This is a genomic window from Planobispora longispora, assembly GCF_016863135.1.
Classification (GTDB): Bacteria; Actinomycetota; Actinomycetes; order Streptosporangiales; family Streptosporangiaceae; genus Planobispora; species Planobispora longispora.
Map to the genome: position 1 here is coordinate 16,595 of NZ_BOOH01000003.1, position 24,102 is coordinate 40,696.

Here is a 24,102-nt window from a genome sequence, read left to right on the forward strand (position 1 = left end):
CGCCCATGTGGGCGCCCGCACGTGAACGCCCACGGCCATCATGATCCGGCGGTCTTCCGCCACCGGTTCTGGCTCAGTCTGATCCTGTCGGTGCCGCTGGTCGTCACCAGCCCGATGGTGGGCGAATGGTTCGGCTACACCCTGGACGTGCCCGGCCTGTGGCTGGCCGGGCCCGTCCTGGGCTCCATCGCCTACTTCCACGCCGGGTGGCCGTTCCTGGCCGGCGCCTTCCACGAGATCCATCATCGGGCGCCGGGCATGATGCTGCTCATCTCGATGGCCGTCACCGTCGCCTACGCCGCCTCCCTCGCCACCACCTTCGGCTGGTTCGACCTGGACTTCTGGTGGGAACTGGCCACGCTGGTCACCGTCATGCTGCTCGGCCACTGGCAGGAGACCAAGGCCATCGGCCAGGCGCGAGGAGCGCTGTCGGCTCTGGCGGCGCTCCTGCCCGAGGAGGCCGAGCTGTCCGACGGTACCCGGGTGCCGCTCTCCGGCCTGCGGATCGGGGATCTGGTCCTGGTACGGCCGGGCGGCCGGATCCCCGCCGACGGCCGCGTGGCGGAGGGCGAGGCCGGCGTCGACCAGTCCATGATCACCGGGGAGTCGAGGCCCGTCGTCAAAGGCGCGGGGGACGCGGTGGTGGCCGGAACGGTCGCCACCGACTCGGTGCTGCGCGTCCGGGTGGAGGCGGTCGGGGCCGACACCGCGCTGGCCGGGATCCAGCGGATGGTCGCCGAGGCCCAGGAGTCCAGGGGCCGCGCCCAGGTGCTGGCCGACCGGTTCGCCGCCGCGTTGTTCTACGTCGCGGCACTGACCGCCGTCGCCACCTTCGCGGTCTGGTCGATCGCGGGCGAGCCGCGCGAAGCGGTGGTGCGTACGGTGACCGTCCTGGTGATCGCCTGCCCGCACGCCCTGGGCCTGGCCATCCCGCTGGTCGTCGCCTTGTCCACCGCGGTCGCGGCCAAGGCCGGGATCCTGGTCAAGGACCGGCTGGCGCTGGAGCGCATGCGTACGGTGGACGCGGTGCTGTTCGACAAGACCGGCACCCTGACCACAGGCGCGCACGCCCTCACCGCCGTCACCACCCACAACGGCTTGAGTGAGCGGGCGGCGCTCGACCTGGCCGCGGGCGTCGAGAGCCTCAGCGAACACCCCCTGGCCAAGGCGATCGTCTCGGCCGCCGCCGCTCCGCGCCCCGCCACCGGTTTCCGGTCGCTGGCCGGACGCGGCGTGCGGGCGGTCGTGGACGGCGTGCCCTACGCCGTGGGCGGCCCGGCGCTGCTGCGCGAGACCGGCGCCCGCGTCCCGGACGGTCTGCCGCGCCAGAGCGACGGCGCCGCCGTCCTGCACCTGATCGCCCTGGACCCGGAGCCGCACGCCGTCGCGGCCTTCACCCTGCGGGACGAGATCCGTCCCGAGGCGGCGCAGGCCGTCTCGGAGCTGCGGCGGGAGAGCGTCGGATCCATCGTCATGATCACGGGTGATGCCCGGCCCGTCGCCGAGAAAGTCGCGGCCGAACTCGGCATCGACGAGGTCTTCGCCGAGGTGCTGCCCTCCGGCAAGGACCAGGCCGTCGCCGAGCTCCAAGGCCGCGGGCTGACCGTGGCGATGGTCGGCGACGGCGTCAACGACGCCCCCGCCCTGGCCCGTGCCGACATCGGCATCGCCATCGGCGCGGGCACCGACGTGGCCATCGAGTCGGCGGGCGTCGTGCTGGCCTCCTCCGATCCCCGCGGCGTGGCCGCCGTGGCCCGGTTGTCACGCGCCTCCTACCGCAAGATGATCCAGAACCTGTCCTGGGCCGCCGGGTACAACCTGATCACCCTGCCGCTCGCCGCAGGCGTCCTGGCCTGGGCCGGAGTGGCGCTGAGCCCGGCGGTGGGCGCGCTGCTGATGTCCGCCTCCACCGTCGTGGTGGCGCTCAACGCCCAGCTCCTGCGCCGAGTCCGGCTCACTCCACGTGAGTAGGCCGGCCGCCGGAGACGTCGTCCGTACCGGGTCTCCCGCTCCGGGTGATCCGCTCGGCCGACGCCGTTCAGCGCCGGGGATCGACGCCCGCGAAACTCGCCGCCGAGCCGCGCGAGCCCGCCGACGAAGTCGAACGTGCCCTCAAGAAGTAGTTCCCACAACCCGGTGATCTCGTCCCCGATCGGGGGCGAGATCACCCTCGGCTCCTGACCGTCCTCGGCGTCACCTCAACCTCGATCATCCGTAAATGCGCAAGTGTGGTCCGGGGACTCGGGCGGCTCCGCACGCCTCAGGAGCCGAACCTGGAAACGTCAAAGCCGGTCAGCGGAGCGTCGGCGTCCCATACCCACCAGCGGTGCGGATCCGGCGCGGGCCTGTGGTCCGCCCAGCAGTCGACCAAGACCTCGGCGCGTCCATCCCGGTCGTAGTCTCCCGCCCGTATCAGCGTCGCCGTGTAGTGGTCGTCCCCTGGGCAGGCGAACGGGCCGATCTCCCGCCGGTCGGACAGACCTCCCGCAAGCAGCTCGATCCGGCGGCCGGCGCGGAAGACCAGATCGTCGCGGCCGTCGCCGTCGACGTCTGCGGCAGTCAGTTTGCCGCGCAGGCCGGGCCGGCCGGGCAGACCGGGCACCCGGATCACCACCGGCGCCCGCGGCGCGCGCCCGTAGTAGACCGTGATCGCCTGCGTGGCGCCGGTGGTCCGGTAGCCGGGCTCGTCGTTGCGGCTGCCGTCGTCGCCGACCGCGACGTCCCTGCGGCCGTCCCCGTCGAAGTCCCCGACGGCCGGCCATTCCGAGGACCCGCGTCCGGGGCGGGGCACCGGCACCGTGGGCGACAGAGCGCCCGTCACGGGCCCGTCCGGACCGCCCCACACGATGTGCAGCGCGGGGTCGGAGCCACCGGGCGGTCCGATCCGGATCGGGATGTCGGCATATCCGTCACCGTCGAGATCGGCGCTCTCCGGCCGCCGGACGCGCCAGTCGGAACCGAACGGCCACAGCGTCTGATCCCCCGGCCGCACCACGGACCGCCGCTCCGGGTCCAGGCCACGGCCCGAGCCGTACAGGACGATGAGAGATCTCAACTTCGGCTGTCCGGGGACGACCCCCTCGGCCCGCTCTGAGGTGATCACCGCGTCCGGGTAGCCGTCCCCGTTGACGTCATCGCTCAATGCACTCCCCCCGCGGCACCCCCTTCGCGGCTACCGACACCACCGGCTCGGCGGCCGGGGGCGGGCCCGACGGCTGAGCGGTCGCGGCCGGACCCGACGGCTCCCGGCCCGGCGGCGAAGGACCGGCGCCGCTCGGCCGTCCCGCCTGGGAGGAGGGTGCGCCGTACCCACCACCTGCGGGCCCATGCCGCCGCCCGCACCGCGCGCGTCTGGACGTGACCTCGACCGAGCTCGGATACACCGCTTTCGACCTTGACTCCTTGAACCAAGCACTTCACCGCATCGAGTCGGCCCGGACCGCGCTCATGAGCACGATGGGCTGCTTCGCGCCGGCGACCGGCACCGCCGCAGCGCGCCCGGCCGGCTACGGGCGCATCTTCGAGAGCCTGCACGTGCTGACCTACGTCGATGACGAGCCGTACCGCTGCGACATCAAGGCCATGCGCAAGCACATCAGCGTGCACGGCCACCACTCCTTGCACCTGACCGACCTCGGCGGCGGCCATCGCCGCTCCGATGGAGACGGCGGGCCGCGGGTGCCGCCGGCACCATGGCCTTCCACAACCTCCAGGGGGCTGCGTCCTGCTGGACCGCGAGATCACACGAGGATGGAAAACCTCCGGGGCAGGCGGGCGAGTACGTCGGCAAGAGGCGTATGGATCGCGTCAACAATCTGCCCGGCGGCGTAGGGAAAGCGTCAAGATGCGGGGAAAGCGCGGGCTGTCGCTATTTCATGAGTTTTGGCTCTTGCGAGGGCCTCAATAGGTTTCCGGGATCTGGGGAATGGTGATCGGTGTGCCACGGGGGGCGGCTGCGGATTTACCTGGGCGCGGCGCCGGGGTCGGTAAGACCTTCGCGATGCTGAGCGAGGGGCGGCGCGGCGTGGAACGCGGCCGGGCCCGCGCCGCCGCCCTGTCGGGATCATCCCTCGCAGGACCCTGGTACACCGAGGTGAGAGCTTCACCGAACTGGACAGCGCGGCGGTCATCCCCCGCGGACCGGAAGCCGCCCTGATCGACGAGCTCGCCCATGCCGATCCTCCGGGGCGGGCAACGCCAAGCGCCGGCAGGACGTCGAGGAGATCCTCGACGTCGGTGTCGACGTCGTCTCCACGGTCAACATCCAGCACTCGGAGTCGCTCAATGACGCGGTACGGCAGATCATCGGGGCGGCCCGGCACGAGACCGTGCCGGATGAGGTCGTACGGCGGGCCGGCCAGGTCCGGCTAGTCGGCATGGTTCCCCAGGCGCCGCTCGGAGTTCGGACTACCGCTGGGCCGCCGAGGGCGACCCGATCGGCGCGCTGCTGCGCTACCCGGTCTCCGGCAGCGACATCCCGCCGCTGACCCGCGAGGTATCGCGCCAGACCGAGCCGGACCCCGCCCGCTGGTCCATGTCGGCCAAGCAGCCACCGGCCCCCGCACCATCGGGGATGCCCGCCGGTGAAAAACTCCTTCATCGCCGGGACCGACTGTTTCCGCTAGATCCGTCGAGTGGGTGGTGGGAGGAGATCCAGCGGTGAGCCATGGATCCGCCCGCGGTCCGAGCCCCACCTATCGAGATCGGCTTTTGGGCCGTCATCACCCCGCCGATGCCCAGGCGCGACTCAAGCGACAGGATGGTGCAATCAATGCGTCGTTTCGCCTCTCGAGTGCTGTTGGAGCGCTTCCAGCATCCGGCTCAGATCATCGTGACCGCGTTCGCCGTCGCCGCGGCGCTCGGCACCGCGGCGCTGGCCAGCCCGTGGGCCGGTGAGTCCGGCACCGCGACCCGGTGGATCGATGCGCTGTTCACCGCGATCTCGGCGGTGTGCGTGACCGGGCTGGTGGTCGTCGACACCGCAGGTCACTGGTCGGTCTTCGGCGAGGCCGTCATCTTGGTGTTGATCCAGGCCGGCGGTCTGGGCATCATGACGCTGGCCACCCTGTTCGCGATGATGATCTCCGGTCGGATCGGGCTGCGCGCCCGGATGTGGGCCCAGGCCGAGACCAAGACCTTGGCGATGAGCGACCTGCGCGGGGTGATCGTCAAGGTGGTCCTGTTCAGCCTGGCCACTGAGGCGCTCACCGCCGCGGTGCTGACCGCCCGCTTCGCACTCGGCTACGGCCAGCCGTTCGGCCGGGCCCTCTACCTGGGCGTGTTCCACGCGATCTCGGCGTTCAACAACGCCGGCTTCGGGCTGTGGCCCGACAACCTGATGCGCTTCGCCACCGATGGATGGATCTGCCTGCCGATCGCGGGTGCGGTCATCGTCGGCGGCCTGGGCTTTCCGGTCATTTTCGAGCTGCATCGCTTCTGGCGCCACCCGAACCGGTGGTCGGTGCTGACCCGCATCACCGTCGTCACCACGCTGGTCCTGCTCGTCCTCGGTTTCCTGGCCTTCACCATCACCGAGTGGGCCAACCCCAAGACCTTGGGACCGATGGATGTGGGCGGCAAGCTGCTAGCCGGCCTGTTCACCGGCGTGATGCCCCGCACCGCCGGATTCAACAGCCTGGATATCGCCGGCATGTACCCGACCAGCTGGCTGGCCACCGACGTATTGATGTTCATCGGCGGCGGCAGCGCCGGCACCGCCGGCGGTATCAAGGTCACCACCTTCGCCGTGCTGGCCTACGTTTTGTGGGCCGAGCTGCGCGGTGAGACCCAGGTCAACGCCGGCCACCGCCGCCTGGCCGCCGCCGTGCAGCGCCAGGCGCTGGCCATCGCCCTGCTGGGCGTGGGGTTGGTCATCGCCAGTACCTACGCGCTGCTCGCGCTGACCCCGCACAGCCTGGATCGGGTGTTGTTCGAGGTGGTCTCGGCCATCGCCACGGTGGGGCTGTCCACTGGGATCACCGCCGATCTCACCACGGCCGGGCAGCTGCTTGTCGCGACGTTGATGTTCGCCGGCCGGGTCGGCCCGGCCACCCTGTTCTCCGCCTTGGCCCTGCGCGACCGCACCCGCCGCTATGAGCTGCCCGAGGAAAAAGTCATCGTCGGCTGAGCCGCGCCGGCGGGCGGCGGGCGGCGGGCGGCGGGCGGCGGGCGGCGGGCGGCGGGTCGATCATGAGGCATTCGCCCTGATGCCTCAGTGAACATGCACCACCATGTGGATCTTTTTGGGCACACTGGATGGGCGCGCTCCCTCGATGAGGGGATCGGTGTCGATATCGGCGTCATCGGATGTGCGGTTCTTGCTGGAGGTGCTCGGCACTGAGGCGACGGTTAAGCGATCGGCGGTGGCGTATCGGTGCCGGGCTGCGCGCGCTCCGCCATGATCTGGCTCCCGGCCGGCAGGCGCCGCTGCTTCCTCTGCCGTCGGCGCGCTTTCCCTCCACCGCCTGGACGGTGCATCTGGTGGTGGGCATCTACTCGGTGCTGATCGCCGCGGTCGCCTGGCACACCCTGATTGAGGACTACGGTCTGCGCACCGAGATGGCCGGGCTGCTGGGCATCGCCCAGGCGCTGGCGCTGCCGCTGTGCCTGTATTGGCCGATGGCGGGCTGGTGGCTGTCGTTGGCCGCCGCCGCGCTCACCGCGGTGATCGTGCAACCCGTCGTGGAGGAGACGATCTGGCCCGCTCCCTGCCTGGCCGTCCACATCAGTGTGCTGGCCTTGGCCGGCCTGAAGGCCGGGGCGCGGGTGCTGGCCGAGATGTGGCTGATCACCGCTGTGGCGGGCGTCGTCCTGGCGGTCGTGCTGCCGGGCGGGCGGGAGCTGGCGGCTCTGGCCGACATGACGGTGCTTTCGGCCGCGGTCCTGGTCGCGGTCGGCGCGCTGCGGGGGCGCAGTGAGGCGTTGCGCCGGATGGCCCGTGCGGAGTTGGTGAGCGGTCAGGAGCAGGCCCGGCGCGCGGTGCTGGAAGAGCGCACCCGCATCGCCCGGGAGCTGCACGATGTCGTGGCCCACCACATGTCGGTGGTCGCCGTCCAGGCCGAGGCCGCGCCGTACCGGGTGGCCGATCCGCCGCAGGAGTTGATGCGCAGCTTCGCCACCGTCCGCACCAGCGCCCTGGAGGCGCTGACCGAGTTGCACCGGATCCTCGGCCTGCTCAGAGGGGAGGCATCCGCAGCGGAGTCCGGCCCGCAGCCGACTCTGGAGCATCTGGGCGATCTGGTGGACCGGGTACGGCAGGCGGGCCTGGACGTGACGGTGAACACGATCGGAGACCGGCGGATGCTTGCCGCCGGAGTGGAGCTGTCGGCCTACCGCATCGTTCAGGAGGCGCTGAGCAACGTGCTGCGGCACGCCCCCGGTGCCACGGTGCGCATCGAGGTCGTCTACCGGCCGGTCTGCCTGGAGCTGCACGTGACGAACGGCCCTCCTCCGGTTCCGCCGATTCCGCCGCCGGCCTCCGCAGGAGCCGGGCACGGGCTGCTGGGGATGCGGGAACGGACCGCGATGCTGGGCGGGCAGTTGAGTTCCGGTCCCCGCGACGACGGCGGCTACGCCGTCGTGGCACGGTTGCCCTTTGAGGAGAGCGAGGACAGATGAGCATCCGCGTGCTGGTCGCCGATGACCAGGCCATGGTGCGCGAGGGATTCGTGGTGCTGCTCAACGCCCAGCCCGACATCGAGGTGGTGGGCGAGGCCGCCGACGGTCGCGCGGCCGTCGCCAAGGCCGCCGAGCTGAAGCCCGATGTGGTCGTGATGGACGTGCGCATGCCCACGCTCAGCGGATTGGAGGCCGCCCGGCAGCTGGCGGGCCGTACCAAGGTACTGGTGCTGACGACTTTCGATCTCGACGAGTACGTCTATGAGGCGCTGCGGGCCGGAGCCAGCGGATTCCTGCTCAAAAGCGCCACCGGCCGTGAGCTGGGCGAGGCGGTGCGGGTGGTGGCCAGAGGCGACGCGCTGCTGGCCCCGTCGGTGACCCGGCGGCTCCTCGACGCCTTCTCCCGGCTGGCCCCGTCCCCGGCGCGCACCGGCCTGCGGGTCGAGCCGCTGACCGAGCGCGAAAACGAGATCCTCGCGCTCGTCGCGCACGGTTTGTCCAACGGGGAGATCGCCGAGCGGCTCACGATCGCCGAGCCCACGGTGAAAACCCACATCAGCAACCTGCTGACCAAACTGCGGCTGCGCGATCGCACGCAGGCGGCGGTGTACGCCTTCCAGGTCGGCCTGGTGCGTCCCAACGGCCGCCCGCCGGAACCGCTGTGACCCTGCCCCGGTCTGCCTCGTCCTTGAGGACCAGCTGCGCGGATCGATCTGCGGGCCCATGACGTCCAGCTGCCCGCGTCCGTAGGTTCCCTTCGAACCCGCCGGCGGCACCGGCCGTCCGGACCGGCGCAGAAGGAGCAGCATGACCATCGCAGCGCGGCTTGCCGAGACCATGCACCGCACGCTCTTCCGGACGGTGTCCCTGCTGAGCCCACGAGGCCAGGGAGCGGTGCTGAGCCGGTACTTCGACTGGTGGCACCGCCGTCCGGATCCGTGGAACCTGACCGTCGACGGCTACGAGCGCCACAAGTACACCGCCACGCTCCGGCAGCTGCCCGCCCGGCCCTACCGGCGCATCCTGGAGGTGGGCTGCAGCGAGGGCGTCTTCACCCGGCTGCTGGCGGCGGCCTACCCCGATGCCGAGATCACCGGCATCGACATCTCCGCGCGCGCTCTGAGCCGTGCCCGCCGGCGGATCGGCGCCGACCGCCGCGTGCGCTTCCTCGAGGCCGACCTCCTCAGCCACCATCCCGGGCACCGCTTCGACCTGGTCTTCTGCGCCGAGACCCTCTACTACCTGGGACGCGACGACCGCCTGCGCCGCGCCTCGGCCCGGCTGAGCGACCTCCTGGACCCCACCGGTCTGCTGGTCGTGGTGCACCCCTGGCCGGAGGCCGCACGGCTCCACCGCTATCTGGAGAGCGGTACGGCGGTGGTCAAGCTCAGCGAGCATGTGGACACCAGCGTGCACCGACCCTTCGCCGTGGCCGTCTACCAAGCCGCCCGGGCGCGGCGAGAACGGCCTGCAAGGCCATGGTTAGCCGCGCCTGCGAAAGATCCTCGCGCTGCTGCTTCGGACGTACAGGATCGGACCTTGCCGACCAGACTTCCCGGCGCACCACTGACCACTGCACCGCCATCCCTCCTGTGGAAGGGGATGGACGGCCGACCGCAGCCGGGTTAATTTAGTTGCTGGTTGGCAACTAGTGCGGGATGGCACATGGACGACCGGCACACGGATGACCGGGAGCATCTCCTCCACCTGCTCGCCTCGATGCAGCGCGACCTGATGCCGTCGCTAATGCGCATGCACGACGGCGACGATCTGCGGATGCTCGACAGCGTCATGCTCCAGGTCCTCGACCGGAGCGGGGCGCCGACCGTCAAGGAGCTGGCGGCCCTGGTCGGCCGGTCGGTCTCGCGGACCAGCCGGATCGTCGAGGGCCTGGTCCGGCGCGGGCTCGCCGAGCGATACGGAGATGAGGCCGACCGCCGGATCCGCAGGATCCGCATCAGCCCGGAGGGTGCCGCGACCCTCCAGCGGATCCGGCAGGTCCGGATCGACGGGCAGATGGCGCTCTGGAACCAGTTCACGCCGGAAGAGCGGGAGATCGTGCTCCATTCCATGGAGATCTACGCCAAGGCCGCGAGGAGGATACGGGATGCGACTGATCCGCCTGGCTGAGATCGACGCCTCCATGATCGATCTGGTGGGAGGCAAGGCCGCCGGGCTCGGCACGATGGTCAAGGCGGGTGAGCGCGTCCCGGAGGGCTTCTGCCTGACCGTCGAGTCCTACGTCTCCCGGGATCTCCCGGAGAAGGAACTGGCCGACGCCTACGAACGGCTCGGCGGCGGGCGCGTGGCCGTGCGCTCCAGCGCCACCGCCGAGGACCTGCCGGAAGCCAGCTTCGCCGGCCAGCAGGACACCTACCTCAACGTCGAAGGCCCGCATGAGCTGATCGACGCGGTGCGCAGCTGCTGGGACTCCCTGCACAGCGACCGCGCCGTGGCCTACCGCGCCGCGGCGGGCATCGACGAGGCCGCCATGGCCGTGGTGGTCCAGCGCATGATCGACCCCGCGGTCGCCGGCGTGCTGTTCACCGCCAACCCGATCACCGGCTGCCGCACCGAGATGGTCGTCGACGCCGCCCCCGGGCTGGGCACCGCCATCGTCGAGGGCACGGTGGTTCCCGACCACTACCTCCTCGACCACCGGGTGCCGGCCGCGCCGAACGGCGACGGGTGCCTCAACGAGGAGCAGCTCGAAGAGCTGCGAAAGGCCGGACTGCGGCTGCAGGGACTCTTCGGCGCTCCCCAGGACATCGAGTGGGCGATCGACGCGGACGGCACGCTGTGGCTGCTGCAGTCCCGGCCGGTCACCACGCTGTTCCCCGCCCCGCCGGACACCGGGGACACGCGGCTCTACCTGGAGTTCGGCCACATCCAGGGGATGCTCCGGCCGACCACGCCGATGGGGGTGTCGCTGCTCAAGACGACTTCGAGCATGTGGTTTGCGGCCGTGGGCGCCACGGTGGACCCGCGCGATCCGCTGCCCCGGCTGGTCCCCATCGGCGGGCGGCTCTACTTCGACCTGACCGACTTCATCCGCAACAAGACCATGCGCGAGGGACTGCCGGCGTCTCTGGAGGTGTACGGTCCGCGGGTGCAGGGCGCCGTCCGACGCATGCTGGACGATCCGCGGTTCGCCCCGCGGCGCGGCCTGCCGTTCCGCCCGGGCAGCGCCGTGAAGATGACGGTACGGCTGGCGCCCGGCGCGGTCTTCGGCATCCTCCGGAGCCTGGCCCGGCCGGACGCCGCCAGGGCCAGGGCCTACCGCGCCGTGGAGGAGATCAGGCGCCGGATCACGCCGCCGGGCGAGTCGGCCACCTCGGCCGAGCGGCTGCGCTGGGTGATCGAGGACTCCCACCGAGCGATCATGAGCATCGACATGCTGGGGATCGTGTGGCCGCTGATGACCGGGATACTCGTCGGCATGGCGCCATCCGGACTGCTCAGAGGCGTCGCCACCGAGGAGGAGCTGGACGCCGTCCTGGGCGGGATGCCGCACAACGTGACCACGGAGATGGACCTGGCGCTCTGGGGGATCGCGGCGGGCGCGCGCGAACACCGCGACCTGTTCCTCACCACCCCGCCGGAGGAACTGGCCGCGAAGTATCGTGCGGGGGAGCTCCCCGACATCGGGATGACCGGCTTCCTCGACAGATACGGCATGCGCGCGGCCGCCGAGATCGACGTCGGCATGGCCCGCTGGGAGGAGGACCCGGCGCCCCTCTTCGCCACGATCGCCAACTACCTCCGGGTGGACGACCCCGATCAGGCGCCCGACCTGCGGTTCCGGCAGGCCGCAGAGAGGGCCGAGAAGACGATCGAGACGCTGTCGCGGCGGGCGCGTCGCAGGCGACCGGTGCGCGGCCGGCTCGCGACCTTCCTCATGCGCCGCTCGCGCAAGCTCACCGGGCTCCGGGAGATCGCGAAGTTCGCCTGGCTGTCACCGCTTCAGGCGGCGCGCCGCCAGCTCCTGCTGATCGGAGAGGACCTGGTCTTCCGCGGTCTGCTGGAGAGTGCCGACGACATCATGTTCCTCGATCTGTCCGAGGTCCGGGCCGCCGTCCACGACGGGGCCGACCACCGGGATGCGGTCGCGACGCGACGCGCCGACTACGCCCGGGAGCTGCGGCGCCCCGCCGTCCCCGGAGCCCTGCTGTCGGATGGGACCGATGTGGAGGCGCTCGCCCCATCCGGGCCGGCGGAGGCCGGGGTGCTGACCGGGATGGCCGGGGCCGCCGGCCGGGCGACCGGCAGGGCGCGAGTGATCCGCGACCCGGCCGGCGCGCACATCGAACCGGGCGAGATCCTCGTGGCCCCCACCACGGATCCCGGCTGGACCCCGCTGTTCATGACGACGGCGGGGCTGGTGACCGAGACCGGATCACCGATGGCGCACGGCCCCACCGTCGCCAGGGAGTACGGCATCCCGGCCGTCATCTGCATCCGCAACGCCACCCACGAGATCAAGACCGGACAGTTGATCACCATCGACGGAGCGGCGGGCACGGTGCGGATCGAGGGCAACGACTGAGGCGCGGGTACCGCAACACCCCGCTGCCCTGTGCGAGCGGCGCACGCTCATGGATCAGCACCGGGATGCCCACCTCACAACCGGCCGCGACACCGGCAGGCGTCATAGGTCACCTAGGTCACCGGGGTGTGAAGCGTTCGCACCCGAGGCATCCCGCTGAGGTGGAGCGCCTCCCAGGCCGCCACCGGCGCCCCGCTGTGGGCCTGGTGACAAGCACCGGAGGCGGAAAGCCCAGCTGGCGCAACAGTCCTCTTCCCGCCTCCGCTGACCCCGCCTGCACCGTCACCGGGCGAGCCGAGGCCGACCGGTAAAGGGTTCGCCCGGGGGTCCGCGGGCATCTGCGAACTGCCGCCGGTAGCGCCGATGGCGCCCCCGGGGCCCCGGATGCGATCACCGGCCCTGACGCCGCACCCGCGACCTGGCGCTGCCGGTGGGCCCGCCCGTCCTGGCCGAAAAGGTCGTCACCGCAGTTGCTAAGGTGGCGGCGGTGTGCCGGGAAGTCTGGTCGGCGAGTCGGTGACGTGTTCCATCAACTCGACCGGAGCTGCCTGTGACCCTGTTGCTTGTCTTCGCCTGCGTGCTGCTGCTGGCGGTGCTGCTGTCCAGCCTGGCCCACCGCACGATCCTGTCGACCGCGGCGCTGTTCCTCATCGCCGGGTTCGTACTCGGCGACGGGGTCCTCGGCGTGGTGTCGATCGGCGCCGCCGACGAGGTCGTCGCCGTGCTGGCCGAACTCGCCTTGTTCGCGGTGCTGTTCACCGACGGCATGCGCCTGGGCTGGGCCGAACTGCGCAGCGCCTGGCGGCTGCCCGGCCGGGCGCTCGGCTGGGGCCTGCCGCTCACCCTGATCGTCACCGCGCTGGGCGCGCACTACCTGATCGGCCTGGGCTGGATCGAGTCCCTGCTCATCGGCGCGATCCTGGCGCCCACCGACCCGGTCTTCGCCGCCGCCCTGGTCGGCAACGAAAAAGTGCCGCCCCGGCTGCGGCAACTGCTCAACGTCGAGTCCGGCATCAACGACGGCCTGGCGCTGCCGTTCGTCATGGTGTTCCTGGCCGTGGCCGCCGGCTCCGAGAACCTGCACCTGGGCGAGCTCGGCCTGGAGCTCGGGCTCGGCGTGCTGATCGGCGTCGCCGTACCGTGGGCGGCGATCAAGCTGGAGCAGACCCGCTGGTTCGCCGCCTCCACCGCCTACGAGCCGCTCAACGCACTCGCCATCGGCCTGCTGGTGCTGGCGCTGGGCAAGGCCACCCACGGCAACCTGTTCCTGGCCGCCTTCGCCGCGGGCATCACGGTGGCCACCTTCGGCACCCGGCAGCGTGAGTCCTTCGAGCACTTCGGCGAGCTCATCGCCGAGCTGTTCAAGCTGGCCGCCCTGCTGGTCTTCGGCGCGCTCATCACCCCGGCCCTGCTGGGCGCGGTCGGCTGGACCGGCTGGTTGTTCGCCGTGCTGGCGCTGGTGGCCGCCCGGCCGATCGCGATCTGGATCTCCTTCCTGGGTTCCGGGCTGTCGGTGCGCGAGCAGGCCGCGGTGGCCTGGTTCGGTCCCAAGGGCTTCGCCTCGGTGGTCTACGGCCTGATCGTCCTAGGGTCGGGCATCTCCGCAGCGGAGGAGGTGTTCCAGCTGGTCGCGGTCACCATCGTGCTGTCGATCCTGCTGCATTCCTCCACCGACATCGTCGTGGCGCGCTGGTTCGACGACGAGCGCGAGGTGCCCGCCTGGTACGGCGCCGCCAGCCGGGTCCGCGCCCGGCTGCGGGGCAGGGACGACCCGGCCGATACCGAGTCCTGAGCGGGTTCACCACGCCGGGCGTGTCAGGGAAGGGGCATCGATCGCCGGCCTCACCGGTGCTGGTCGGCACGCTGCCACCAAGCCGCGGTGGTGAATGCTCCGGCGAGGCCGACCACCGCCACCAGCAGGTGGCCGAGCACGGCAGCGGCCGATCCTCCGGCGGCGCAGTCCGCTACGAAGGAGACGAGGGCGATGAAGGAGGGCAGGTCCGCCCAGCGCCGATCGGCAGCGGGGGCCGGGGCGGGCATCGCGATCTGGTCCGCCATGGGCGCCTCCCCGCCGGATCCGACATGGACATTGCCGACCGGACTTCCCGGCGCACCAGCACTCACCTTGACAGCAGTGATATCGGCGCCTCAGCGACGCGGCAGGCGCCGATACCGGTCAGCTAGTCACGGGCACGGCCGGGCGGGCCGGAACGCGTGCGCCGCGGCCCGTAGGCGGCGGTACGGAGGATCCCGTCCGGGGTCGCAGCCGGCGCAAGGCCGGCAGGGCCGGCCCGGCGATGCCGTAGGCCAGCAGGATGTCGCCGAGCCACAGCAACACCATGCGCAGGCCGCCGATCACGATCAGCGCGGCGCAGCGGCGCAGCGGCGCAGCGTCCGGGCCGTCCCACGGCGGCCACCGCTGCGTCTGGGCCGACCCCCGCCGGCGGGTGGTGCTGCCGGGCCTGGCCGGGAGCGGTCATCGGGCGCTCCCGGCGGCCGGGCACCTTTGGTCGATGGGCAGCGGCGCGCGGCCGTCTCGGACCAGGTAGCGCAGCACGATCCCGGTGGCGCATTCGTTGTAGCCGACCACCCCGTGCCCGCCGGCATCGACGGTGAGCAGAGCGGCGCGCCTGCCGAAGGCGTTGCGCATGCCCAGGCCGGCGATCCAGGGGGTGGCGGGATCACGGCGGTTCTGGACCACCAGGATGTTGCGGGGTCCGTGGCCGGTGACGCGCACGGGCGGTTCGATCGGGGCGGGCCAGAAGGCGCAGGGGCGGATGTTGGCCGAGCGGCCGGCGTCGTCGGGATGACGTCGGCGATCGGCGCGTACGGCCTCGGCGTAAAAGCGGGTGTCGCGGGGCCAGACGGCGTCGTTGCAGTGAACGGCGGTCTCCAGGGCGATCCGGTTGTCCTCGGGTGGAGCCGGTGCGGGGGCGGGGACCGGCGGCGTCGCAGCCGCCGCAGCGCGGCCCTGGGCGAGCGCGGCCAGGTAGGCCCACGCTGCGGCGATCTGCGGGAAACCGTGCGCTTCGGCGGTCTTCAACGCCCCGAGGGTCATCTGGCGCAGCATGTTGCCGTCGATACGGACGCCGGAGTGCTCCACCGGGTCGGCGTCCAGCCCGGCAGTCAGGCTGCGATAGCGCTGACGCACCTCGGCCGGGGTGCGGCCGAAGCCGTAGGCGTCGTGCCGGGCGGCGACCCAGGCGGTCAGGTCGGGCAGCCGCTCGGCCACACCCCGCCCGCCCAGGCGGATGAAGTCGTACCACACCCGGTGCGGATCGACGGCGCTGTCCAGGACGACGCGGCCGGTGCGGTGCGGGAACAAGGTGGCGTAAACGGCCCCCAGATAGGTGCCGTAGGAGATGCCGTACAGGGAGATCGTGCCTTCGCCGAGGGCGGCCCGGATGCGGTCGAGGTCGCGGGCCGCGTTGGCGGTGCTGAGGTGGCGGATGAGGTCGCCGCCGGTGCGCAGGCAGGTGGCGGCGGTGCGTCGGGAGTAGTCGATCACGGCGTCGATGGAGCCGCCGGGGTCCGGGTAGCGGAGGCCGGGGTCGGCAGCCGCGAGACCGCAGGTGACGGGGGTACTGTGGCCCAGACCGCGGATGTCGAAGCCGACCAGGTCGTAGCGGTCGCGCAGGTCGGGCGCCCCGTCGCGGTACTGCTCGCTGGGCCAGTTCAGGCCGCTTTCCCCCGGCCCGCCGGCCAGGTGCACCAGCGTGCCCAGGCGGCGGGCGGGATCGGCGGCGGGGATGCGGGACAGTTTGATCGTGATGCGCCGGCCGTGGGGACGCCGGTAGTCCAGCGGCGCCGACAGGTCCGCGCACTGCTGTCGCACGTGGGCGGGCTGCTCCGCGGGCGGACAGGGGCCCCATGTCAACGACGGCCGGGGCGCTTCGGCGCCGGGTGGCGAGGGGCCGGCAGCGGCGGTGGCGGGCGCGCCGACGGCCAGAGCGGCCAGCGTGGCGACGGCGGTGAGGGTTGCACGAATGGCGCGGGGGGACATATCAGTTCCCTTCATTCGATGTCAGCGAGGTAGAACAGCTCTTCGACGGTGGTGTGCAGGGCACGCGCCAGCTTGAGCGCCAGCACGGTGGAGGGCACGAACTTGCCCGTCTCCACCGTGTTGATCGTTTTGCGGGTGACTCCGACCAGGTCGGCGAGTTGCTCCTGGGTCAGGTCGTGCTGGGCCCGGGCCACCTTGATCCGGTTGCGCAGCGGGTGACCGCTGTCGGCGCCGCGCATCACGCCTCCCGGTTGAGCCACAGCCGGGCCGCGCCATAGCTCACCAGCGCCGCCGCGACGGTGAACTTCGCCTGGGCACTGGAGACCGTCGTCACGTCGAAGAAGTACGGCGCCTGGGCGGCCAGCGCGCCGCCCAGTGCGACGGCCGAGGCGTGCCGGTTGGTGATCACCGTGCGCTCGTCCTCGACGACCGCGCCCATGCGCTTCAGCGTCGCCTTCGCCCACACCGCCACGACCAGGGCGGGGATGGCCAGCAGGAACGACAGCAGATAGATCAGCTCCAGCCAGTGCGGCCAGACGTCGCTCTGCCGGGCATCGTTGACGCCGGCGGCGATGAGGTTCGCCGCGGCCGCGACGCCCCAGGCGAACAGTGCGCCGTCGAACACCCGGCTCCGCCGGGCACGGCTGGCTTTGATCGATGTTGAGGACACGACAACCCCCTGAAAGTAACCTCTACTACTCATGGAGAACCATATATCACTCATTATGTAACCTAAAAGTTCCTTTTCGTCTTACGTGCGAGCGGTGACCTCAGCGCCGATCCAGCGGTGGGGTTGCTGATACGGTGACGGCAGGTGAGCCGGGAAGCCTGGCCGGCATGTCCTGTTCCCGTGGACGAAGGACATGCCCGTGCGTGCCCGTGATCTGCTTGCCGACTTCCCGGTGGTCGGACTGGACTCGCCCGTCATCGACGCAGCGAGGCTGCTCGCCGACCAGGACCTGCCCGGCCTCGTCGTGATCGATCACGACGGCTCGCCACTGGCCATCCTGCCCGGCACCGAGGTCTTGCGCCTGGCCGTGCCCGCCTACTGCCAGGACGACCCTGCGCTGGCCCGGGTGATCGACGAGGCCTACGCCGACGGCTTCCTTCGTGATCTGCGCGGCCGGACGGTGCGCGAGTGTCTGCCGCCCCGTCCGCGTGAGCTGCCGGTCGCCGACCCGGACGCCACCGTGCTGGAGCTGGCGGCGCCGACCTGGTGCAGGCAGGCGGAGGCGACGAGACGGCCCAGGTGCTGTGGTGGGCGCTGGCCTTCGGCCCCGACCTGGACGGCAACGCCACCGCGGTGGGCGCGGCGGCCAACGTGGTGGTGCTGGGCATCGCGGCGCGCAACCGCACGCCGATCAGCTTCTGGCAGTTCACCAGGCACGGCCTCGTCGTCACGGCGGCGACCGTCGCGCTGGCCGCGCCGTACCTGTGGCTGCGCTACCTGATGTGATCACCATGAGGCGCAAGGGGCCGCAGCACGCTTAGAGCTCCCAACAGAGTGATCTCCGTTGTGCTTTGATCTCTCGCTGTAGCGATGGCGCGAGGAGCAGACGGCCCCGCTGAAGCCGTGGGAGGTCGGTGACGAGCTGCGGGCGATCATCGAGCCGCCGCTGGAGGCCATCGATCAAGGTGCGCGGCAAGCGCGGCCGCCCTCGGCGGGCCGATGTCGTGCTGGTTACGTTAGGAGCCCAAGGGCGCCCCGGCCATGGGCAAGATCCTCAAGAAGCGGAACCGGTCCGCATGACCGGGTGGCTCCCCGTTCGGCTCCCGGAGATCGGAAAAGGGGCTCCGGAGAACCTCCGAAACCCCTGTCGACCAGCGATTATCTGGTCGGGACGACAGGATTTGAACCTGCGACCCCTTGACCCCCAGTCAAGTGCGCTACCAAGCTGCGCTACGTCCCGGTTTGTCCTTTGACCCTTGCGGGCCGCCCCTCTCGGGGGGACGTCATAACCTTAGCGCAGATCTAGCGGGCGTGTGCACGCCAACGTGCGCACCGGGCGGTTGTGATCATGCGGAGGGCGGGAACGCGTGGGGCGGAAGGCGTTGATCGATCAGGACGAGCTTCGGCGGCTGGCCGGGCGGGGATTGTCCACCGCGGAGCTGGCCGCGCACTTCGGGGTGAGCGAGTCGGGGATCCTGCAGGCGAAGCGGGCCGCGGGGCTGTCCAAGCCGATGCTCGACCACTCGCGGGCGATCCCGTGGAAGCTCGACCGCGCCCACAACCAGTCCGGCCCGGCCACGAACCTGCGCAACCTGTCGTCCGTCGCCCAGGGGCGGGCGATCCCGCCGGAGAAGCTCAACACCGCGCTGCGCTGGGCCGGCCGGCTGGTGGCCGCGGGCCTGGACATCGCCTACGACGCGGGACGCGGGTTCCACGAGGTCCCGGCGCCCGAGGGCGGATCGCTCATCGAGAGGGTCCTCGCGGAGGCGAGGAAGGCCATCGCCGATTGAGGGCTCCCGAGTCGTAGGAGCCTTGAGGGCTTCCGAGCCGTAGACGCCGGTTGAGAGCCTCTCACCGCGGTGTGCCGGAGAGCTCCTCCGGCAGCGTCGCCCGTTCCGAGGGAGAAAGGGTAACGCTGCGGCAATGCAGGAGTAACCGGGCGGTTTTGGCGCGGCTTTCCAGGGCAGCGGGCGGGGACAACCGCTGACGCAACCGGAGGCGCACATGTCCACCGAGACCTTGATCTGGGTGGCCGTCATCGCGGTCGCGGTGGTGGCGATCATCGCAGTCGGCTACGTCGTACTGCAACAGCAACGCCGGCACCGACTCCGCGAACGATTCGGCCCTGAGTACGACCGCACCCTGCGCGAGCGTGAGAACCGCCGCGAGGCCGAGCAGGAACTCCTCGCCCGTGAGCAGCGCTTCAGCTCGCTCGACATCCGCCCGCTCGACGACGAGACGCGGGCGGGCTACGCCAAGAAGTGGATCGAGGTCCAGGAACGGTTCGTGGACGCGCCCGGGTTCGCGGTGACCGAGGCCGATCACCTGGTGACCTCCGTGATGGCCGACAAGGGCTATCCGGTCGAGGACTTCGAGCAGCGGATCGCCGACCTGTCGGTGGACCACAGCAGCACCCTCGACCACTACCGGCAGGCCCACGAGATCAGCGGCCGCGCCGCTCGCAAGGCCGCCTCCACCGAGGAGCTCCGCCAGGCCATGGTGCACTACCGCGCCCTGTTCGAGGAGCTGCTCGGCGCCCCCACGGCCGAGGCGGCGAAAGCCGCGGACGACGGGCACACCCCCCGGCACGCCGCGGTCCCGCCCCGCCGGGAGGCGCAGTCCGAGCGTGATGACCACGACGTACGGCCCGGCCACCACGAACCGCACCACAACGACGTGCAGCCCGGCCATGACGAGCCGCACCACAACGACGCACGGCCCGGCCCCGGTGAGCGGGCCGGTGAGAACGAGCGGGGCGCTCCCCGCGACTCCCGAGGACGGTGACATATATGAACGACCGACCTGATCGGCTGGTCCACGGCCGCCCGACCCGGGCGGACGAGGACACGCAGCCGCAGGTGCCACCGCAGCGCGACGACGCGGTGCCCCCCGATCAGCGGGTGCACCCCGTCCGCTCGGCGCACCCCGGTCAGCCGGCGGCTCCCGACCAGGTGTCCCCCGATCAGGCTCCCACCGGCCGGCCCGGTGACAGGCCGGAGCGGGAGACGCCGCTGACGGACGCCGATCGCGCGGAGAGCACCGAGCGCGACCCGAGTGCCGACGCTCTTCGCCCCGGCGACCGGACCGGCCCGAAGCATGCCGGGCCGAATGACCGGCAGCCCGCGGAGACGGCCGGTCCCGTTCATCCGGCACCCGTGCAGGCGCCCCAGTCTCCCGGCCGGACGACGCTGTTCGGCCAGGACCCCGAGGACGTACGGCGGCGCTGGCAGGAGGTCCAGGCGGGTTTCGTCGACGACCCCCGGCAGGCGGTGGAGCGCGCGTCCTCGCTCCTCGGCGAGGTGACGGACGCGATCCGCGCCGCGCTGGAGGCCCGGGCGACCGATCTCCAGGGCCGGTGGAAGGACGGCGGCCAGGAGGGCGCCGAGGGAAGCGACACCGAACGGCTCCGCACGGTCCTGCGGGAGTACCGCTCGACGCTCGAGGAACTGCTCGGCCTGCCCGTCACGTCCGCAGGAAAGAGGTAAATCATGCTGGCGATCGCCGCCGCCATCGTTTTCGGTATCGGCCTGCTGTTCGAACTGCTCGACGCGAGTCTGGGCGGGGGCTTCGGCTCGACGGCCTTCCTGCTTCTCGGGCTGCTCCTGCTCTCGCTGCACCAGGCCGGTGTGGGCACGGCGGGATGGCGCGGGAGCGGCACCTGGCGCCGTAGCAGGAGGTGACCGCGCGGGGACGACCGCCGTTCCGCAGAGGTCGCCCCGCTGAGACCCGCCGAGCACACCGAGACACCGAGACACCGAGACAGGCTGTCCCGCCGGGAGCGGGGCTTCCGCAGATTCTCAGGGGCGCCGTCCGCCGGGACGGCGCCCCTTCGCCGGTCGTCGTGTCATCTTTCCGTTCGGCCGTCACGCGCTTCGGCCGAGATCCGTCACTCGCTCTGGCCGAGGTCCGGCCGGGCCGCGAACTCGAACTCCTGCCGGGGGTGGGCCAGAGCGCCGAGCGAGGTGATGTCCCGCCGGAAGAACAGGGCGAGCGTCCAGTCGATCAGCACGCGCACCTTCCGGTTCACGGTCGGCACCCGGGACAGGTGATAGGTCCGGTGCATGAACCAGGCCAGGGGTCCGCGCAGCTTGCGCCCGTAGATCTGCGCGACGCCCTGGTGCAGGCCCAGGCTGGCGACCGAGCCCGCGTAGGCGTGCCGGTACGGCCGCAGTTCGGTGCCCCTGAGCGTGGCCAGCACGTTGTCGGCCAGCGTGCGTGCCTGCCGTACGGCGTGCTGGGCGTTGGGCGAGCACATCTCGCCCGGCCGGGTCAGGTCCGGTACGGCGGCGCTGTCCCCGGCGGTGAACACGGTGGGACGCCCCTCGACGAGGAGTTCGGCGGTGGCCTTCACCCGTCCCTTGTCGTCCAGCGGGAGGCCGCTGGCCCGCACGAGGGGGTGCGGCTTGACTCCGGCGGTCCACACCAGCGTGGCGGTGTCGAACTCGCTGCCGTCGTCGAGGACGACGCGGCCGTCGTCGGCGGACTTCAACCGGACTCCGAGGCGCACGTCGATGCCCCGGCTGCGGAGCTGCTCGACCGTCCAGCGGCCCATCTCCGCGCCGACCTCGGGCAGGATGCGCCCGGTGGCCTCGACCAGGATCCAGCGCATGTCGCCGGGGCGGATGGACGGGAAGTTGCGGCAGGCGTCGCGCGCCATGTCCTCCAGTTCGGCCAGGGCCTCGACCCCGGCGAAGCCGCCGCCGACGAAGACGAACGTCAGAGCCCTGTTCCGGACCGTCTCGTCGGTGGTGGAGGCGGCCAGGTCGAGTTGGGCGAGCACGTGGTTGCGCAGGTGGATGGCCTCCTCGACGGTCTTGAAGCCGATCCCGTACTCGGCCAGCCCGGGGATGGGCAGGGTGCGGGAGACGGAGCCGGGGGCCAGGACGAGGAGGTCGTAGCCGAGGATGCGGGGCGGGCCCTGGTGCGGCCGCATCTCGACGGTCCGGGCCTCCGGGTCGATTCCGATCACCCAGCCGTTGAGGATCTCGCATTTCCGCAGGACTCTGCGGAGGGGGACGACGACGTGCCGGGGTTCGACGTTCCCTGCCGCGGCCTCCGGGAGGAAGGGCTGGTAGGTCATGTACGAGTCGGCGTCGACGACGGTGACGCGGGCCTCTCCGCGCCGGAGCCGGCGCTGCAGGCGCAGGGCGGTGTACATGCCGACGTAGCCGCCGCCGACGATCAGAATGCGCGGGGGTGTGGTCATGGGCCTGCCTCTACCCAGAAAAGCGGCCTCACCCCAGGAAAGCGATTTCAGGTCCCCGTCCCCGCGGTACGGCGGCCGCGAGTCAGGACTCGCGGCCTCCCCGGGGCGGCACCGCGAAGCGCATGGTGATGACCGTCCCCTCGGCCCCGGTCCGGAAGGCGATGTCGGAGCTGACCATCCGGGCCACCCACAGCCCCATGCCACTGGTGGCGTAGGGGGCCGGGGGCGTCTCGCCGGGAGGGGCGGTGGGGTTCCACCGCCCTTCGTCCCGGATCTCGACGGAGAGGAAGCCGTTCTCGACCCACATGCGCAGCAACGCCTTGGCGCTGGTGTGCCCGTGCGTGACGGCGTTGGTCGCCACCTCGTTCACGGCGACCAGGAAGTCGGCCAGCCGTTCGGCGGCGATGCCGCTGCGCAGGGCCTGAGCGGCGGCGAAGTCACGCACGTCGGGCAGGTCGGGCAGGCAGAAGGCGACCTCGGCCGCGACGGGCCTCGCGCGGAGGCGTCGGTCACCGGCCGCCGGGAGGCGGCCCGGACGAGCGCCGTCCTCTTTCACCCGTGATCCGCCTCCCTGTCCCATGGTGCCGTCCTCCCGGCGGCTGGGGCTCATCGAACGCACTCTATGCCACATCGGACTCCGTCGGCTCCGGTGCCCCGTAGCGAGGCTCATATTCAGCATTCGGCGACGAGTTCTTCCCGCAGCTGGTCGAGCACCTTGCGGAGGATGCGGGAGACGTGCATCTGGGAGATGCCGAACTCGGCGGCGATCTCGGCCTGGGTCATGTTTCCGAAGAAGCGCAGCAGGAGGATCTTCTTCTCCCGCGGCGGAAGCTTGTCGATCAGCGGCTTGACCGCCTCCCGGTCCACCAGGAACGAGAGCGTGTCGTCCTCGTCCGGGATGACGTCGCCCAGTGCGGCGGCGTCGTCGTCGGTGCCGAGCGGGGCGTCGAGCGAGAGCGCGCTGTAGGCGGCCGAGGCGTCCAGCGTGAGCAGGACGTCCTCTTCGGTGATGTTCATCTTCTCGGCGAGCTCGGCGACCGTCGGGGCCCGGCCCAGCTCCTGGCTGAGGTCGGCGACCAGGCGGTTCAGCTCGGCCCGGCGCTCCTGGTAGACGCGGGGTACGCGGATCGCCCAGGTGCGGTCGCGGAAGTGCCGCTTCACCTCGCCGGTCATGGTGACCACCGCGTAGCCGCGGAAGGCGTGGCCGAGCGTGGGGTCGTAGCCGTTGATGGCCTTCATCAGCCCGACGTACGCGGCCTGCAGGAGGTCTTCCAGCGGTTCGCCCCGGTAGCGGTAACGGCGAGCGATCTCCATGGCGAGCGGACGGTGCATCTCGACGATCCGCTCGCGCAGGCGCTCGGCACGATATTCGGAGATCTCAGGCATGGACATCTCGGCGAGGAGTTCCTCGGCGGTCATGTCGGTGAGTTCGACTGCCTGAACAGACATTGCTGCTCCCTGCTATGACTGTCGGCGACACCGGCGGCCAGCGGAGCAGTTTCCGGGCAGACGGCATCGCCTCGACCACTTTTCGAGGCGAGGCCCTCTGCTGGACCTCTGGGCGAGAGTATTCCCACGATTGCGGGAGTATTACTCGCCCGCAGGTAACAGTAAGGTTGCTATGCGAACGGCGAGGAGGCGTTGGGTGACGGTGTCGGAGAACGGCGGTGGCGCGGTCGCGCTGACTTTGGCCTCGGGGCTGGTCGGCGGGGTCAATGTGATCCGCGTGACGGGTCTGCTCGACGCCACCACCAGGGACCAGTTCGCCGACTATCTCGCGGCGGAGGCCGCCGAGCACGGCGCCGACATGGTCATCGATCTGAGCGGCGTCACCTTCATGGACTCCCGGGCGCTCGGGCTCATCGTGCACCAGTGGCAGGTCAGCACCGCCGGGGGCGGCAGGTTCGCCCTGACCGGGGTGGAATACTCCAAGACCCGGGTGATGTGGATCACCGGGCTGGCGCAGCGGCTCCCGCTCTACGACACCGTCGACGACGCGCTGGCCGCGTTCGACCGGTCCGCCTGACGGGCCGATTCACCTGACGGTCCGGTCCGGCCGA

The 24,102-nt window shown here is 71.3% G+C and carries 23 protein-coding genes, 1 tRNA gene and 1 pseudogene; 16 read left to right on the forward strand and 9 right to left on the reverse strand.

The window, feature by feature from the left end; genetic code table 11:
* The first annotated feature begins 21 nt into the window (after positions 1 to 21).
* Entirely contained in the window at positions 22 to 1,971 is a 1,950-nt protein-coding gene (locus tag Plo01_RS01800; protein WP_239315791.1) for a copper-translocating P-type ATPase, read from the forward strand.
* Between the two features lie 289 nt (positions 1,972 to 2,260).
* On the opposite strand, the gene Plo01_RS01805 is transcribed toward Plo01_RS01800, so the two are convergent.
* Entirely contained in the window at positions 2,261 to 3,142 is an 882-nt protein-coding gene (locus Plo01_RS01805) for an FG-GAP repeat domain-containing protein (protein WP_203888686.1), read from the reverse strand.
* 215 nt (positions 3,143 to 3,357) lie between these two features.
* Here Plo01_RS01805 and Plo01_RS01810 point away from each other — a divergent pair, with 215 nt between their 5' ends.
* The 9 genes and pseudogenes from Plo01_RS01810 (at position 3,358) to Plo01_RS01850 (ending at position 13,955) form a co-directional block, all read left to right on the forward strand.
* The gene (locus tag Plo01_RS01810) at positions 3,358 to 3,831 is read left to right on the forward strand and encodes a hypothetical protein (protein WP_203888687.1); all 474 of its coding nucleotides are present in this window, start codon (positions 3,358 to 3,360) and stop codon (positions 3,829 to 3,831) included.
* A gap of 279 nt (positions 3,832 to 4,110) precedes the next feature.
* Positions 4,111 to 4,487 (forward strand): annotated as a pseudogene (locus Plo01_RS01815) (hypothetical protein).
* 284 nt (positions 4,488 to 4,771) lie between these two features.
* Positions 4,772 to 6,127 (forward strand): TrkH family potassium uptake protein, encoded by a 1,356-nt coding sequence (locus tag Plo01_RS01820; protein WP_203888688.1) that lies wholly within the window; start codon positions 4,772 to 4,774, stop codon positions 6,125 to 6,127.
* A 353-nt stretch (positions 6,128 to 6,480) separates the two neighbouring features.
* Positions 6,481 to 7,617, forward strand: coding sequence for a sensor histidine kinase (locus Plo01_RS01825; protein ID WP_203888689.1), 1,137 nt, complete (start codon positions 6,481 to 6,483; stop codon positions 7,615 to 7,617).
* On the forward strand, positions 7,614 to 8,282 hold the full coding sequence (locus Plo01_RS01830; RefSeq protein ID WP_203888690.1) for a response regulator: 669 nt from the start codon (positions 7,614 to 7,616) through the stop codon (positions 8,280 to 8,282). Before Plo01_RS01825 ends, Plo01_RS01830 begins: the two co-directional genes overlap by 4 nt.
* A 142-nt stretch (positions 8,283 to 8,424) precedes the next feature.
* Positions 8,425 to 9,246, forward strand: a complete 822-nt coding sequence (locus tag Plo01_RS01835) for a class I SAM-dependent methyltransferase (RefSeq protein ID WP_203888691.1) — start codon at positions 8,425 to 8,427, stop codon at positions 9,244 to 9,246.
* A gap of 36 nt (positions 9,247 to 9,282) precedes the next feature.
* Positions 9,283 to 9,747 (forward strand): MarR family winged helix-turn-helix transcriptional regulator, encoded by a 465-nt coding sequence (locus tag Plo01_RS01840; protein ID WP_203888692.1) that lies wholly within the window; start codon positions 9,283 to 9,285, stop codon positions 9,745 to 9,747.
* Entirely contained in the window at positions 9,725 to 12,163 is a 2,439-nt protein-coding gene (locus Plo01_RS01845; protein WP_203888693.1) for a PEP/pyruvate-binding domain-containing protein, read from the forward strand. Before Plo01_RS01840 ends, Plo01_RS01845 begins: the two co-directional genes overlap by 23 nt.
* Positions 12,164 to 12,713: 550 nt before the next feature.
* Positions 12,714 to 13,955, forward strand: a complete 1,242-nt coding sequence (locus Plo01_RS01850) for a cation:proton antiporter (protein ID WP_203888694.1) — start codon at positions 12,714 to 12,716, stop codon at positions 13,953 to 13,955.
* A gap of 50 nt (positions 13,956 to 14,005) precedes the next feature.
* On the opposite strand, the gene Plo01_RS01855 is transcribed toward Plo01_RS01850, so the two are convergent.
* The 4 genes from Plo01_RS01855 to Plo01_RS01870 form a co-directional block, all read right to left on the reverse strand.
* A complete protein-coding gene (locus tag Plo01_RS01855) occupies positions 14,006 to 14,221 on the reverse strand; it encodes a hypothetical protein (RefSeq protein ID WP_203888695.1) in 216 nt (71 codons plus the stop codon).
* A gap of 418 nt (positions 14,222 to 14,639) precedes the next feature.
* Positions 14,640 to 16,166, reverse strand: a complete 1,527-nt coding sequence (locus Plo01_RS01860) for an alpha/beta hydrolase (protein ID WP_203888696.1) — start codon at positions 16,164 to 16,166, stop codon at positions 14,640 to 14,642.
* 11 nt (positions 16,167 to 16,177) lie between these two features.
* Positions 16,178 to 16,405, reverse strand: a complete 228-nt coding sequence (locus tag Plo01_RS01865; protein WP_203888697.1) for a helix-turn-helix transcriptional regulator — start codon at positions 16,403 to 16,405, stop codon at positions 16,178 to 16,180.
* Positions 16,405 to 16,791 (reverse strand): hypothetical protein, encoded by a 387-nt coding sequence (locus tag Plo01_RS01870; protein WP_203888698.1) that lies wholly within the window; start codon positions 16,789 to 16,791, stop codon positions 16,405 to 16,407. The genes Plo01_RS01865 and Plo01_RS01870 overlap by 1 nt, the downstream gene beginning before the upstream one ends.
* 591 nt (positions 16,792 to 17,382) lie before the next feature.
* Between Plo01_RS01870 and Plo01_RS01875 the strand changes: the two genes are divergently transcribed.
* Positions 17,383 to 17,622, forward strand: a complete 240-nt coding sequence (locus Plo01_RS01875) for a hypothetical protein (protein WP_239315792.1) — start codon at positions 17,383 to 17,385, stop codon at positions 17,620 to 17,622.
* Between the two features lie 377 nt (positions 17,623 to 17,999).
* Here Plo01_RS01875 and Plo01_RS01880 read toward each other — a convergent pair.
* Positions 18,000 to 18,076, reverse strand: a tRNA-Pro gene (locus Plo01_RS01880).
* 142 nt (positions 18,077 to 18,218) lie between these two features.
* Here Plo01_RS01880 and Plo01_RS01885 point away from each other — a divergent pair.
* From Plo01_RS01885 to Plo01_RS01900, 4 genes are all read left to right on the forward strand, one after another.
* Complete coding sequence (locus Plo01_RS01885; RefSeq protein WP_239315793.1) at positions 18,219 to 18,626, forward strand: hypothetical protein; 408 nt, start codon at positions 18,219 to 18,221, stop codon at positions 18,624 to 18,626.
* Between the two features lie 214 nt (positions 18,627 to 18,840).
* Positions 18,841 to 19,620: a hypothetical protein gene (locus Plo01_RS01890; RefSeq protein ID WP_239315794.1), complete on the forward strand. Its 780-nt coding sequence runs from the start codon at positions 18,841 to 18,843 to the stop codon at positions 19,618 to 19,620.
* A gap of 5 nt (positions 19,621 to 19,625) precedes the next feature.
* A complete protein-coding gene (locus Plo01_RS01895; RefSeq protein ID WP_203888700.1) occupies positions 19,626 to 20,321 on the forward strand; it encodes a hypothetical protein in 696 nt (231 codons plus the stop codon).
* A 3-nt stretch (positions 20,322 to 20,324) separates the two neighbouring features.
* The gene (locus tag Plo01_RS01900; protein WP_203888701.1) at positions 20,325 to 20,516 is read left to right on the forward strand and encodes a hypothetical protein; all 192 of its coding nucleotides are present in this window, start codon (positions 20,325 to 20,327) and stop codon (positions 20,514 to 20,516) included.
* A 206-nt stretch (positions 20,517 to 20,722) separates the two neighbouring features.
* Here Plo01_RS01900 and Plo01_RS01905 read toward each other — a convergent pair whose 3' ends face one another.
* The 3 genes from Plo01_RS01905 to Plo01_RS01915 all read right to left on the reverse strand — a co-directional run bounded on the left by Plo01_RS01905 (position 20,723) and on the right by Plo01_RS01915 (position 23,491).
* Positions 20,723 to 22,042 (reverse strand): NAD(P)/FAD-dependent oxidoreductase, encoded by a 1,320-nt coding sequence (locus tag Plo01_RS01905; RefSeq protein ID WP_203888702.1) that lies wholly within the window; start codon positions 22,040 to 22,042, stop codon positions 20,723 to 20,725.
* An 82-nt stretch (positions 22,043 to 22,124) separates the two neighbouring features.
* Positions 22,125 to 22,652 carry an ATP-binding protein gene (locus tag Plo01_RS01910; protein WP_239315795.1) on the reverse strand — a complete coding sequence of 176 codons (528 nt, stop codon included), beginning with the start codon at positions 22,650 to 22,652 and terminating at the stop codon, positions 22,125 to 22,127.
* 62 nt (positions 22,653 to 22,714) lie between these two features.
* On the reverse strand, positions 22,715 to 23,491 hold the full coding sequence (locus Plo01_RS01915; protein ID WP_203888703.1) for a SigB/SigF/SigG family RNA polymerase sigma factor: 777 nt from the start codon (positions 23,489 to 23,491) through the stop codon (positions 22,715 to 22,717).
* A 196-nt stretch (positions 23,492 to 23,687) separates the two neighbouring features.
* Between Plo01_RS01915 and Plo01_RS01920 the strand changes: the two genes are divergently transcribed.
* The gene (locus Plo01_RS01920; protein ID WP_239315796.1) at positions 23,688 to 24,068 is read left to right on the forward strand and encodes an STAS domain-containing protein; all 381 of its coding nucleotides are present in this window, start codon (positions 23,688 to 23,690) and stop codon (positions 24,066 to 24,068) included.
* Positions 24,069 to 24,102: the final 34 nt, after the last annotated feature.

What these genes read in the sequence shown, in the direction of transcription:
- Plo01_RS01820 (WP_203888688.1), top strand. Translation starts at nt 4,772, where the DNA reads ATGCGTCGTTTCGCCTCTCGAGTGCTGTTGGAGCGCTTCCAGCATCCG.
- Plo01_RS01855 (WP_203888695.1), bottom strand. Translation starts at nt 14,221, where the DNA reads ATGGCGGACCAGATCGCGATGCCCGCCCCGGCCCCCGCTGCCGATCGG.
- Plo01_RS01895 (WP_203888700.1), top strand. Translation starts at nt 19,626, where the DNA reads ATGAACGACCGACCTGATCGGCTGGTCCACGGCCGCCCGACCCGGGCG.
- Plo01_RS01910 (WP_239315795.1), bottom strand. Translation starts at nt 22,652, where the DNA reads ATGAGCCCCAGCCGCCGGGAGGACGGCACCATGGGACAGGGAGGCGGA.
- Plo01_RS01905 (WP_203888702.1), bottom strand. Translation starts at nt 22,042, where the DNA reads ATGACCACACCCCCGCGCATTCTGATCGTCGGCGGCGGCTACGTCGGC.
- Plo01_RS01890 (WP_239315794.1), top strand. Translation starts at nt 18,841, where the DNA reads ATGTCCACCGAGACCTTGATCTGGGTGGCCGTCATCGCGGTCGCGGTG.
- Plo01_RS01840 (WP_203888692.1), top strand. Translation starts at nt 9,283, where the DNA reads ATGGACGACCGGCACACGGATGACCGGGAGCATCTCCTCCACCTGCTC.
- Plo01_RS01865 (WP_203888697.1), bottom strand. Translation starts at nt 16,405, where the DNA reads ATGCGCGGCGCCGACAGCGGTCACCCGCTGCGCAACCGGATCAAGGTG.
- Plo01_RS01915 (WP_203888703.1), bottom strand. Translation starts at nt 23,491, where the DNA reads ATGTCTGTTCAGGCAGTCGAACTCACCGACATGACCGCCGAGGAACTC.
- Plo01_RS01830 (WP_203888690.1), top strand. Translation starts at nt 7,614, where the DNA reads ATGAGCATCCGCGTGCTGGTCGCCGATGACCAGGCCATGGTGCGCGAG.
- Plo01_RS01900 (WP_203888701.1), top strand. Translation starts at nt 20,325, where the DNA reads ATGCTGGCGATCGCCGCCGCCATCGTTTTCGGTATCGGCCTGCTGTTC.
- Plo01_RS01860 (WP_203888696.1), bottom strand. Translation starts at nt 16,166, where the DNA reads ATGTCCCCCCGCGCCATTCGTGCAACCCTCACCGCCGTCGCCACGCTG.
- Plo01_RS01845 (WP_203888693.1), top strand. Translation starts at nt 9,725, where the DNA reads ATGCGACTGATCCGCCTGGCTGAGATCGACGCCTCCATGATCGATCTG.
- Plo01_RS01835 (WP_203888691.1), top strand. Translation starts at nt 8,425, where the DNA reads ATGACCATCGCAGCGCGGCTTGCCGAGACCATGCACCGCACGCTCTTC.